The sequence below is a fragment of the Amycolatopsis eburnea genome (assembly GCF_003937945.1).
In the GTDB taxonomy this organism is placed as follows: Bacteria; Actinomycetota; Actinomycetes; order Mycobacteriales; family Pseudonocardiaceae; genus Amycolatopsis; species Amycolatopsis eburnea.
Genome location: NZ_RSEC01000059.1, coordinates 613,357 through 625,531 on the forward strand (window position 1 = coordinate 613,357; position 12,175 = coordinate 625,531).

General features: G+C 75.8%; 10 protein-coding genes. 4 read left to right on the plus strand and 6 right to left on the minus strand.

The window, feature by feature from the left end:
* Positions 1–2: 2 nt before the first annotated feature.
* Positions 3–1,133 (plus strand): DUF58 domain-containing protein, encoded by a 1,131-nt coding sequence (locus tag EIY87_RS34950; RefSeq protein WP_125314163.1) that lies wholly within the window; start codon positions 3–5, stop codon positions 1,131–1,133.
* Between the two features lie 370 nt (positions 1,134–1,503).
* Positions 1,504–3,735 (plus strand): transglutaminase family protein, encoded by a 2,232-nt coding sequence (locus tag EIY87_RS34955; RefSeq protein WP_225440226.1) that lies wholly within the window; start codon positions 1,504–1,506, stop codon positions 3,733–3,735.
* Positions 3,736–3,862: 127 nt separating this feature from the next.
* Here EIY87_RS34955 and EIY87_RS34960 read toward each other — a convergent pair whose 3' ends face one another.
* A complete protein-coding gene (locus EIY87_RS34960; protein ID WP_225440227.1) occupies positions 3,863–5,230 on the minus strand; it encodes a serine/threonine protein kinase in 1,368 nt (455 codons plus the stop codon).
* Between the two features lie 102 nt (positions 5,231–5,332).
* Here EIY87_RS34960 and eccD point away from each other — a divergent pair, with 102 nt between their 5' ends.
* Both eccD and eccB read left to right on the plus strand, forming a co-directional pair.
* A complete protein-coding gene (eccD, locus tag EIY87_RS34965) occupies positions 5,333–6,709 on the plus strand; it encodes a type VII secretion integral membrane protein EccD (RefSeq protein WP_125314165.1) in 1,377 nt (458 codons plus the stop codon).
* 4 nt (positions 6,710–6,713) lie between these two features.
* Positions 6,714–8,147 carry a type VII secretion protein EccB gene (eccB, locus tag EIY87_RS34970; RefSeq protein WP_125314166.1) on the plus strand — a complete coding sequence of 478 codons (1,434 nt, stop codon included), beginning with the start codon at positions 6,714–6,716 and terminating at the stop codon, positions 8,145–8,147.
* Between the two features lie 6 nt (positions 8,148–8,153).
* Here eccB and EIY87_RS34975 read toward each other — a convergent pair whose 3' ends face one another.
* The 5 genes from EIY87_RS34975 to EIY87_RS34995 all read right to left on the minus strand — a co-directional run bounded on the left by EIY87_RS34975 (position 8,154) and on the right by EIY87_RS34995 (position 12,171).
* A complete protein-coding gene (locus tag EIY87_RS34975) occupies positions 8,154–8,741 on the minus strand; it encodes a suppressor of fused domain protein (protein ID WP_125314167.1) in 588 nt (195 codons plus the stop codon).
* Between the two features lie 141 nt (positions 8,742–8,882).
* The gene (locus EIY87_RS34980; RefSeq protein ID WP_125314168.1) at positions 8,883–10,067 is read right to left on the minus strand and encodes a hypothetical protein; all 1,185 of its coding nucleotides are present in this window, start codon (positions 10,065–10,067) and stop codon (positions 8,883–8,885) included.
* Between the two features lie 11 nt (positions 10,068–10,078).
* Positions 10,079–10,453, minus strand: a complete 375-nt coding sequence (locus EIY87_RS34985) for a hypothetical protein (protein ID WP_125314169.1) — start codon at positions 10,451–10,453, stop codon at positions 10,079–10,081.
* Between the two features lie 9 nt (positions 10,454–10,462).
* The gene (locus EIY87_RS34990; protein ID WP_125314170.1) at positions 10,463–11,800 is read right to left on the minus strand and encodes a hypothetical protein; all 1,338 of its coding nucleotides are present in this window, start codon (positions 11,798–11,800) and stop codon (positions 10,463–10,465) included.
* Between the two features lie 11 nt (positions 11,801–11,811).
* Positions 11,812–12,171 carry a hypothetical protein gene (locus tag EIY87_RS34995; protein WP_125314171.1) on the minus strand — a complete coding sequence of 120 codons (360 nt, stop codon included), beginning with the start codon at positions 12,169–12,171 and terminating at the stop codon, positions 11,812–11,814.
* Positions 12,172–12,175 lie beyond the last annotated feature (4 nt).

Here is a 12,175-nt window from a genome sequence, read left to right on the forward strand (position 1 = left end):
CGGTGCGGCTCACCCGCCGCGGTGCCTTCGTGCTGGCGTCCGCCGTCGTGCTCTACGCCGCGGGCGAAGTCCTGGGGTACGCGCTTTTCCGCGCGCTGGGCGGGATCGCGCTGGGCGCGGTGCTCGTGGCGGTGGCCGTCGTCCGGTTCCGGCCCGACGTCGAGGTCGACCGGACCGTGCTCCCGGACCGCATCGAACGCGGCGAACCCGCGCTGGCGTCGCTGACCGTCCGCAACACCGGCCCGCGCCGCCACGGCGGGTTCGCGGCGGCCGACCGCCTGGGCACCGAGACGCACGGGGTGCGCGTCCGCCCGCTCGCGCCGGGCACGGCGGCGACGTACCACTACGAGCTGCCCACCACCCGGCGCGGCCGGCTCGAGGTGGGTCCGCTCGCGCTCGACCGGCCCGACCTGTTCGGCCTCGCGCGCGGCGAGCGGACCGTCGGCGGCACGGCGAGCCTGTGGGTGCACCCGCGGCGGCACGCGGTGCGCCCGGCGCGGGCCGGCCACCCGCGGCACCACCACGACGGCCCGATCACGGATCCCCCGCTGCGCGGCTCGGCGGACCTGCGCGCGGTCCGGCAGTACGTCCTCGGCGACGAAGTCCGCCACCTGCACTGGAAAGCCTCCGCCCGCACCGGGCGGCTCATGGTGCGCGAGTACGCGGACCCGGCGCAGCTGCGGTGCACGGTCGTGCTCGACACGCGGCCCCGATCGCTGACCGCGGCGGCGTTCGAGGAAGCGGTCGAGGTGGTGGCGTCCCTGCTGTTCGCGTCGGCGACGGCGGGCCAGCACTGCCGCCTGATCACGACGACGGGCACGGACACCCCGGTGGACAGCGGCTTGCGGGTGGCGCGGGTGGTGCTGGACGAGCTGTGCCTGGTCACGCAGGACGCGGCGGACGACGCCCCGCTGCTGCCGTCCCCGCTGGCGGCGGGCCGTCGTCCGGGCGGGGTGGTCGTGGTGGTGACGGGCCCGGACGCGGATCTGGGCCCGGCCCGCCGCTGGCACCCGGACACGGTGATCCGCCTCGGTTCACCGCCATCGGCCGCGGCCGGGGCGGGCCAGATCACGGCGGTGGACGCGGCTGACGCCGCCGCGCGGTGGAACGCGCTGATGACGGGGGCGGCGTGAGGGCTGGTTTTTCGAGCGGCGCGGCGGGATCCGGCCGGGCGGCGGCTTGCGAGGGGCGGCGGGGTGCCGTGGGTGGCGCAGCCTGCAAGAGGCGTGGCGACGAGTCGGCGGCAGTCGGCTGCCGAGGGTCGCGGGGTGCAGCGGGTTGCGAAGGGGTGTGGCTGCGGATCGGTGGCACCCGGACGCCAGGGTGGCGGCGGGGTGCAGCGGCGTGCGAGGGGTGCGGCGGGGCTCGATCGAGCTGTGGACGCCCGGGGCGGCGTGCCGCGGTGGGCGCGGCATCGGTTCCCGCGCGCCAAGCGCACCGGGTCCGGCGATCCGGTGAGGGGTGCGGCATGACAGCGGGACTCGATCAGGTTGTGGAGGCGGGGTGACCACGGGGGTGGATCGCGTCGTGGACACCGGGCGCCGTCGTGGGGGCGGCGTGGCGGTGGGGCGGCGGGGCCGGGTGGAACGGCCCGGTGGCGGGGTGGCGGCGCGCAGGGGCCGCCGCCACCCCCGCGGGACGAGGGTCGCGGCCGGAGTCGACCGGGTGGCCGTCGCCGGGGTGCTCGGCTCGGGCGCCGTGGCGGGGCTGCTGTTCACGCCGGTGTTCGGGTTCACCGCGGTGTTCGTGCCGGTCCTCGTCGTCGTGGTGCTCGCGTACGCCTGCGCCGAACTCTCCGCGCGGTGGCCGAAAACCGCGCCGTACCGGCCACTTCTGGTGCTGGTGGCCGGACTTCTCGGGCTCGTCGAGGCCGTCGCCTTCCCGACCACCCTCGCGGGCCTGCCGACCGGCGGCTCGCTCGCCGTCCTGGTGCGCGGGGCGACCGAGGGCTGGCTGCTGACCCTGCAGTCCACCTGGCCGGCCCGGCCGGTTCCCGAGCAGCTGCTGTTCGTCCCGCTCGCCGTGCTGCTCGCGTCGGTGATCGGCCTGGAAGTGCTGCTGCGGTTGCGAAAGCCGCTACCGGCGTTGCTGCCGGGTGTGCTCGTCGCCGCGCTTTCCCAGGCGTACCAACCTTTGTCCGGTCCGGCCGCGATCGGGGCGGCCGTGCTCTACGCGGGCGTCGCGGCGCTGGCGCTGTCGTCGCGGCCTCGGGGCTGGCTCGTGGTTTCGACGGTCGCCGGGCTGCTCGCCGGGGCCGTGGCGCTCGGTGTGCTCGACCCGGCCGGGCGCGACCCGGCCCGGCTCACCGACCGGCAGGTCGCGCCGCTGGCGCAGCACGGGCTCGGCAACCCGCTGGACCAGATCGGCGAGCGGATCGCCCGGCCCGGCGCGGAAGTCTTCCGCTACCGCGGCGACGCGCCGGTCGACCGCTGGCGGCTCGCCGTCCTCGACGGCTTCGACGGCGCCAACTGGTCCACCGACCTGCGGCTGCGCCGGCTCGGCCAGCACCTCGGCAGCGCGTCCGGTGGCACCACGCGCACCGCCGACGTGCGGGTGACCGGGCTGCCCGGGCCGTGGCTGCCGAGCCAGCCGGTGCCGACCGGGGTGACCGGCGTCGACCCGCTCGTCGACCAGACGGCGGGCGCGCTGCTGCTCGACCCGCCCGCCGCGGACCCGCGGTACCGGCTCACCTGGTCGTCGCCGGACGTCGACGCCGCCCGGCTCGAGGGCGCGGAGGTCGACGCGAAGGCCGAGGGCGGGCTCGGCGACCTCGGCCAAGTGCCCCCGGACGTCGAGCAGCTGGCCAGGGACGCCGTGCACGGCCTGCGCCCGACGTTCCAGTCGGCGCTGCAGCTCGAACGGTTCCTCAGCACCAACTACCAGGTCGCCGTCGGCACCGACCTGCCGACCGGGCACGGCTGGCCGCAGCTGCGGCGCTTCCTGCTCGACACGCGGCGCGGCACGAGCGAGCAGTTCGCCGCGTCCTACGTCGCCCTCGCCCGGCTGACCGGCATCCCGGCGCGGCTGGTGGTCGGCTTCAGCGGATCGTCCGAAGTGGACGGTGACTTCCGGGTGGTGCGCAACCGCGACGTCCTGGCGTGGCCCGAGGTGGCCGTCGACGGCGTCGGCTGGGTGCCGCTCGACCCGACGGCGGCCGCGGCCAAGACCGGTCAGCAGACCGGCCTCGCGAAGGCGACCGCGCTGGCCCGGCAGCAGCTGCCGCCGGAGCAACAGCTGCGGCCGCCGCAGCTGCCGCCGAACCACCAGGAAGCCGACGACGCTTCGGACGCCACCGGCGGGACGATCCGCTGGGGCGTGGTGGCCGCGATCGTCGTGGGCGCGCTGCTCGCCTGCTGGCTCTGGGGAGTACCGCTGGCGAAGGGGATCCGCGCCCGCCGCCGTCGCCGCTCGACAGGCGCGGACGGCGTCATCGGCGCGTGGGCGGAGGCCCGCGACCGGCTCCGCGCGGACGGCGTGCCCTACCGCGTCGGGATGACCCCGCGCGACCTCGCCGAGCTGGCGGGCGAGGGTACGCGCGAGCCGATCACGCGGCTGGGCAAGGTGGTCGACATGGCGCTGTGGTCCGGCGTCCCGGTGACGGAGGGGGCGGTCAGCCGGGCCTGGCAGGAGGTGGGGGAGCTGCGCCGGAGCCTGGCGACGCGCCCCTGGACGACCCGCCTGCGCGCGGCACTGGACCCGCGCACGCTCCTGCCACCCACCCGCCGCCGCCCCTGACACCGCCCGCTGTTGTCACCTCGCCAGCGCCCCAAGGCGGCCTTCGGTGCGTCAGACGCACCGAAGGCCACCTTGGGTGCGTGAGACGCAACCAAGGCCACATTGGGGCGCTTGTCCTGCGCGGTGGTTACTGGGTGCAGTGGCCGCCGCGGATCGGGATCGGGGTGCTCGTGTACACGTTGCGCCCGTCCGTCGCCCGGATCTGGAAGCAGTAGCGGCGGGCCGGGTCGATCGGCACCTCCATCGCGCGCTGGCGGTGCGCCACCAGCACCATCGTGTCGATCCGCTCGCCCGCCACCACCACGGCGAAGTCGAGGTCGCCGTCGGCCTGCCAGGTCAGCCGGACGCGGTCGCCGAGGTCGGCGGGCTGGGCCAGGGACAGGTGGACGTCCGGGGCCGTCGGCGTGGTGGCCGGCTGCGCGACCGGCGCGATCGGGAGCGCGTGCCCGGTCACCTCCTCCGGCCCGGTGAAGAACGGCAGCACGGCCAGGCCCGCGACGACGACCGCCGCGCCCGCGGACACCGCCGTGCGGCGCCGGGTGGGCGACGCCGGGCGCTGCGGCGGGCCGCCGAACGTGCGGATCAGCGTGCGCCCGCTCGGGGGAAGCGGGGCCGGCGCGGACGCGGCGGGCCGGGGTTCCTCGGCGAAGTCGTCGAAATCGACGTCGGCGGCCGGCTCCGGCTCGGATTCGGGCAGCACGGGTTCCGCGGCGGGAACCGGTGGTGCGACGCCGTCACGGAGGTTTTCCAGCAGCGTCACGACGTCCGCCGGCCGGTCGTCCGGGTCCTTGGCCAGCAGCCGGCCGACCACATCGGACAGTCCGGGTGGGACGTCCGCGCCGCGGATCGGGGCGGCCGGTTCCCGCAGCACCTGCAGGATCCGCTCGCCGGGCTGCTGCCCGGTCCGGCGCGGGAACGGCGGCGCCCCGGTCAGCGCGTGGTACAGCACCGCGCCCAGTCCGTAGCGGTCGGACGCGGGCGAAAGCGTGTCGTCGCGCAGGGTTTCCGGGGCGGTGTACTCCACCGCGTGCACCGGATCGCGCGGGAACCGGCGACGCAGCGTCTGCCCGAAGTCGGCGAGGACGAACTCGCCCGAAGCGCGGTAAAGCACGTTGTCCGGCGTCACCCCGCCGTGCAGGACGCCCGCCGCGTGGGCCGCGGCCAGCGCCGAAGCGATCGCCGTCCCCAGCGCGAGCACGGCGTCGGCGGGCAGGCGGACGCCGGACGCGAGCAGCCCGGCCAGCGAACCGCGGCACAGCTCCATCCGGACGCCCGCGCGGCCGCCCGGGACGTCGGTCACGCCCAGCGCCGGCAGGATCGACGGCGCCGGCCCGGTGGCGGCCAGCGCCTTGCGTTCGCGCTCGAGCCCGGCCAGGGTGTCGCGGTCGAACGGGCCCGGGAACACCTTGACCGCCTCGCCGGTGGCCCGGTTCGCGTAGACCGTGGCGATCGGGCCGGTGGCGAGCAGGTCGACGGCGGCGTGCTCGATGCTCATGCCGCCATTCTCCCGCACGAAAGCCGTGCGGGGGGCCGTTTCGGACGGCAGGTTCCGGCCGTCGCCGCCCATTCGCGCGCGCGGTGGCCGAGCCTGGTCACCATGCAGACCGCCGGCCTCGTCAGGCTCACCGTCGCCACCCCGCACCGGCGCATCGACATCGCGCTGCCGGAACACGCCGCCGTCGCGGAGATCCTGCCGGGGCTGCTCGCCCGCGCCGGCGAAGGGCTCGCCGACGACGGCGTCCCCGGCGGCGGCTGGTCGTTGCGCCGGGCCGACGGGACGGCGTTCGACCTCGACCGGACCCTCGGCGCGCACCGGGTGCGCGACGGCGAGGTCCTGCACCTGACCCCGCGGCGCACCGACTGGCCCGAGCTGGAGTACGACGACCTGGTCGACGCGATCGCCACCGGCTCCGGCCGGACCGGCCGCGCCTGGGGCCCGCGGCACACCCGGGTGGCCGGGCTGGCCGCCGGCGCCGCGGCCCTGCTGCTCGGGCTGGTCGCGGTGCTGCGCGCCGGGCCGCCGTGGCCCGGGCCCGCGCTGTGGGCGCTCACCGCGGCCGTCCTGCTGCTGACCGGCGGGGTGGTGCTCGCACGCGCGGTGCGGGACGCTGCCGCCGGCGCGGTGCTGGCCGCGTCCGCGCTGCCCTACGCCTTCGCCGGTGGCGGGCTGGTGCTCGCGGGCGACGCGCCGGTCACCGGGCTGTCCGCGGGACACCTCGTGCTCGCCGGTGCCGCGGTGCTGGCGGCCGCGCTGGCCGGACGGCTCGGCGTGGCCGCGGCGCCGGCGTTGTTCACCGCGGCGGCCACGGCCGGGCTGCTCGCCGTGCTCGGCGGCTGGCTCGCCACGCTCGACGACCTCGCCGGGTACCGCGCCGCGGCGGTGGTCGGCGGCGGCCTGCTGGCGCTGTCCGGCACGTTCGCCCCGCTGGTCCTGCGCCTCGCCCGCGTCCCGATGCCGGTGCTGCCGCGCAGTACCGCGGACCTGGTCCGCGACGAGCCGCAGCCACCGCTCCCGCTCGTGCACAGCGCCGTGGCCCGGGCCGACGGGCTCCTCACCGGCCTGCTGGCCGGGACGTCGGCGGTGGTGCTGTACTGCCAGATCGTGCTGGTGCGCGCCGGCGGCACCGCCCCGGTCGTGCTGGTTTCGCTGCTGGCACTGGGTTTCCTGATGCGCGCGAGGCTGTACCCGATCCTGCGGCAACGGGTCCCCCTGCTGCTGGCGGGGATGTCCGGCCTCGGGTGCCTCGCGGCCGGACCGCTGATGGCGGGCGGCGCGCTGCTGCCCGCCGCGCCGCTGGCGCTCGCCGTGGCGGCCGGCTCGGTCGCCGCTGGTGTCCTGCTGAGCACCCGGCGCGCGAACCCGTACCTCGGCCGGTTCGCCGAGTACGCCGAGATCCTGCTGGTGGTCGCGATCGTGCCGGTGGTGTGCTGGGTGCTCGGCCTGTACGCGCTCGTGCGCGGGCTGGGGGGCTGAACCCGTGGCGTCCAAACGCGACCAGCTGCAGGCGTACCAGTTCCTCGTCCAGCGGGCGACGTCCGCGCTCGTCACGCGCGAGACAGACCCGGAGCAGCCGCCGTTCCGGCGCACCGGGAGCGCGACGTTCGCCGGGATCGCGCTCGGCATCGTCTCGCTGGCCGGCGCCGGGGTGTACGGGCTGATCGTGCCGGGCGGGAACACCGCGTGGCGCCAGGATTCCGCGGTCATCGTGGAGAAGGAGACCGGCACCCGGTACGTCTACCTCGACGGGCGGCTGCACCCGGTGGCCAACTACGCGTCCGCGCTGCTGCTGCTCGGCGACCACCGCGCCACCGAGCAGGTGTCGCGGGAATCCCTTGCCGGCGTCCCGCGCGGGCCGCGGCTCGGCATCCCCGACGCCCCCGACGCGCTGCCCGCGCCCGCCCGGCTGCTGACCGGCTCGTGGTCGCTGTGCTCGGCGCCGGCCAGCGACCTGGCGGGCACCCGGATCGAGGAGTCGGTGCTGCTGGCCGGCGCCGCTCCGGCGGGCGGCGCGGCGCTGGGCGACCGCGCGCTGCTGGTCGAACTGGTGACGACCGGCGACCGCTACCTGGTCTGGCGCGGCCACCGGCACCGCATCGAGGACTACGCCGCGGTCGGCACCGGCCTCGCGCTGACCGCCGAGCCGTGGGCCCGGGTGGGCCGGCCGTGGCTGGACGTCCTGCCGGAAGGCGCCCCGATCGGCCCGATCCCGGTGGCGCACCCGGGCGAGCCGTCGACGGCGGTGCCCGGCCGGACCGACCTGCGCGCCGGCATGCTGCTGGTGGTCCGGCCCTCCGGCGGCGGCGAGCAGTACTACCTGGCCGAGCGGGACGTCCTGCGCCCGATTTCCGTGCTGCAGTACGACATCCAGCGCGCGGCCGCCCAGACACCGGCCGCCTACCCCGGCGGCGACCCGGTGGCGGTCACGCTGCCGCCGTCGCTGGCCACGACGTCCCGCCGCCTCGACCCGCCCGACGACGCCGAGGGCGCGGCGCCGGCCGTCCGCCCGCCGATCGCGCGCCCGGGCGACCGGGAGGCGACGGTGTGCGCGACCTTCGAGCCGGGCGCGTCGTCCCCGGACCTGACGGTCGACCCGGCGCTGCCCCCGGCGGACGCGCTGGCGGCCACGGCCCGCCGTTCGCCGGCCGGAACCCCGCTGGCGGACCGGGTGTACGTCCCGCCGGGCAGCGCGGCGGTGGTCGAGGCGATGCCGTCGGCGCAGGCACCGTCGGGCACGCTGACGTTGGTGACCGACATGGGCCGCCGTTACGCGCTGTCGGCGCCCGAAGTGCTGAAGATGCTGGGCTACCCGACGGACCGCGTGCTGCGGCTGCCGGCCGGCCTGGTCGCCCGGCTGCCGGAAGGCCCGGGCCTGGACCCGGCCGCGGCCCGCAACCAGGCGGTGGGCGGCTGACCGCCGTCAGACCGCCGAAGCCCGGTAGAGGTCGAGGATGTCGGTGTCGCGGTCCCGCCAGCGCTCGAAGAGCGCTTCGGGGTCGTCGTCGTGGGCGTGCACGAACTCGAATTCCGCACTGGTGCAGGGAAGCAGGGTGACCAGCTGGAGCGCGGGCTCGCCCTGCTCGTCGCGGTAGAGGTCGAACTCCGCGTCGGCGAACGGGTGCCCGGCGGCGAGCAGGAACGCGATGCCGGTGCCGGGGATGAGCGGCTCGGCGTTGAGGTAGCCACCGCCGTAGGGGTAGCCGCGCGCCCGTTCGATCACGCCGCTCGCGATGACGTGCGCCAGGTACCCGGCTTCCTCTTCGTGCTCGGGCCCGGCGGAGACGACGTACTCCTGCGGCAGCGGCGCGTCGACCCGCTGGAACCGCACACCGGTGGTCGCCGCGGAGATCATCCGCAGCCGCGGGTGCGCGTGGAAGCCGATGGCGAACCCGCGGTTGCCGCCTTCGGGCAGCTCCGGGCCTTGCCCGTGCGTAACCGGCCCGAGGTGGCGTTCGACGTGCGGCAGCAGGCCGTCGAACCGGCTCGGGTCGGCGTGGGGGTAGGTCATCGGCTGATCTTAGGCACCATGGCTGGTCGTGAGTGTTTGGTCGGGTTCGACCGCCTGCCGTTAAGGCCACCTTACGGGCGTCAGACGCCCGTAAGGTGGCCTTAACGGCATTGGGTTCTCGCTGCGGCAGGGCACCGCGGGTCAGCGGCCGGGCTGCCAGAGTTCCTCGTCGAGGAGCTGAACCGAATCGCCGTCGGTCTCCCCGGCACGGCGGCCGCGGGGGAGGGTGAAGCCCGCGTCGCCGTTGGCCGACCGGCCGCGCAGCTTGGCGGGTACGCCGTCGGTCGCGTCGGCGGAGCGGCGGCCGCCGCCGGCTCGGCCGGTGGGCTGCTCGGGCGAGCCCGGGCGCAACGTGCCGGCCGTCGCGCCTTGGCCGCTGTGCGGTGGCATCATCGGCGGCATCGCGGACGCCGCCGGCTTCGCCGCGGCCGGGGTCGCGGTGCCGGGGCGGACTTCCGACGCCAGGCTGGGCGCGCGCTTCCCGGCGACCGGCTTGGCCAGCGTCGGGATCGCGCCGAGGCCGCCCGCGCCGAACATGCCCGGCAGGCCCGACGCCACCGGCGGCGCGCCCACACCGCCACCCAGGCCGCCGAGCGTCGCCGCACCAGGCACCGGGAGGGACGCCACCGGCGACAGCCCGGCCAGCGACGGACCCGCCGAACCGTCCTGGCCAGTCAGCCCGGGCACCGTGGGCAACGACGAATCGCTGCCGACGCCCGCCGACTCGGCCAGCCCCTCCAGCTCGGTCAACGCGCTCATCCCTGCCTCGGCGGCCTTGACGAAGTCCGCCGGGGAGTTGCCTTCCGCCGCCGCTTTCGGCGTCGGCATCAGGTCGCCGGGGGACTGCATGCCGGACGCCGCGACGACCTTCAGCATCGACACGTCGAACTGCGCGCCGAGCGCGTTCATCCGGAACGCCGACGCCTGCTGCGCCGCGATCTTGGCCGGCAGCGCCGTCAACGGGTTCAGGTCCGCGGCGCAATAGGCCGCGTAGCACGCCATGACCTCGGTGTACGCCTCGGAAATCGACGAGGCGAGCGTGGTCAGCGTCTCGGCGGGCTGGGCCGCGTCGATCCGCTCACCCCACATCTTCAGCTCGGCCAGGGATCGCTGGGTCTTCTCCTCGTGCGCGCGACCGGCGTCGTCCTGCCATTCCGGGGTGAGCCGTCCGACGCGGGTGTTGAGTTCCGTGCTGGCCGCGTCGATCCATTCGCGGCACTCGGTCCACATCTTCGCCGCGTCCAGCAGCACCGAGACCTTGGCCTGCTCGGCCTGGACCATGTCCCGGTGCAGTTCGATGGGCAGCAGGTTGTAGGGCACGACCATGGGTGCTCTCCTCAGGCGGTTTTCTCGGACGGCTGCGGGACCGAACCCGCGGTCTTCTTGAACAGGTCGACGCCCTGCTTGATGACCTTGGTCGCCGACGTCGCGAGCGTCAGCGCGCTGGCGACGTCGGCCGCGGTGTAGCCCGCGGCGGCGGCCTTGACCTTCGTGCTGTCGGTGACCATGTCTTCGGTGACCTTGGTCAGCAGCGCGGCCATCGCGGCGGTGGCCGCCTTGTCGAGCACCGACATCGCGATGCCCTCGAACAGCCCGGTCAGGTTCGGCGGCGTGCCGAGCCGGGCCAGGGAAGGCGGCATCGCGGGCGCGGTGAGCTGCCCGGCGTACGCGCTCATCGCCTCGGTGTCGCCGTTGATCTGCTGTGCCGGCATTGCCCCTCCTCAGTGACCGGCGCGGTATCGCGGCGCGCCGTCGGTCTTGTCCACTTGCCACAGTTCTTCGTCGAGCAGCTGGACGGTGTCGTTCCCGGTGTCCCACTCCCGCCGCGGCGCGGGCGGTGGTGCCGCTTTCGAGCCCCGCCGCCCGGCTCGCCCGAGCAGGGCGACACCGGGCGTGGCGGCGGGCTTGCGCGACCGCCCGGTGGCGGCGTGCTCGGCGTCCCCCGGCTTGACCCCGCCCGCCGGTTTGCCGCCGCCCCGCGGTTGCATCGGCGGCATCATCCCCGGACTGGTTCCCGACGCGGCCGAAGCGCCCGTCGTGCCCGCCGTGGTGAGCGCCGCCCCGGCCGTCGCGACGGGATCCGGCGCGGGTGAGGGCATCGGTGCCGCTGTGGGAAACCCGGCCCCGCCAACGCCGCTCGGAGCCGCGCCGCCGCCCCCGGCGAGGCTCGGCAGCCCGGCATCGCCCGGATGTCCGTCACCGAGCGCGCCGAGCCGGTCCGCGACTTCGGCGGGTGTCGGGGAACCGATATCCGTCGGACTCGGTGAGCCGCCCACGAGCTGCTGAAGTCCTTGCAGTGCCTGGCTTGCCGCGTCCAGCGCGTTCGGCGCCTCGGCCAGCGCCTCCTGGACCGGATCCGCCGCCGTCGGTGCGTCCGGAGTGGACGGTGTTTCGGGCGCCGCGCTCGGGGACGTCGGTGCGGCGGTGTCCGGCGAGGACGGTGCCGGTCCGGCACTCGGGGAGGGCCCGCTCGCGCCCGGCGCGGCACCCCGCGGCCCGACCCAAGCCGAGCCGGGCGCGTTCTTCAGCGCGACGCTCGCGGCCTGGTACTTCGGGCGCAGGCCGTCCAGCTGGTCGACGACCTTCCCGTAGATCTCGTCCAGGTGCTTCGCCCGGTCCTTTTCGGACATCGCCTGGTACTGCCGGTGCAGCCCCTCCACCACGGACTGCGCGCTCCGGATCCCGGCCACCAGCGCGTCGAGGCCGTCGAACACCTGCGAGGACGGCACCCCGCCCGTGGACATCGCCGGAATCCCCTGCGACAGCATCGAACTGGTGATCCCGGACCGGTCGACCCAGGAGTGCATCACGGCGACGTCGCGCAACGCCCGCCGCAGGAACGCCTGTCCCGCCGCGTCCGGCCAGCGGTCGGTCTCGGTCAGGTGCGTCGCCTGGGTGAGCAGAAGACTCGCCTGCCGCTGGATCCAGCCTCGCGCGTCGCTCCACATCTGCCGCGCGGCCAGCAGCTTGGGGATGTGCTGGTCGCGCTCGGCGGTGAGCTTCCGGTACGTCTCTTCGATGAACGCGTCGTCGACGCAGACCCCGATCGGGTCACCCACGTCAGTTCTCCTTACCGTTCGAGCCGGGAGTCGGTCGCCGGCGGGCCGCCGTGGTCGGAGTCGAGCGCGGCAAGGAACTCGTTGCGGGCCTGCTCATCGGCCCGCACGTAGTCCGCGGCGGTCCGGTGCACGAACGAGCTGTAGAGCGCGAACCCCTGCTCCACCTGCGCGATGAACTGGTGCAGGGCGGCCGTGCTCGCGTTGTCCTCGTGCGTCAGGTCTTCGCACCAGGGCGCGCCAAGGCCGCCCGCGCACGGGACCGCGTCCTTGCGCCGGGCCGCCGGGCTGACCGGGTCGACTTCCAGGCTGCCCAGCAGGTTCCGGGAGAACTCCCGCATGGCGTCGGTGTCGCCGTCGATGTCACCACTCACGGTT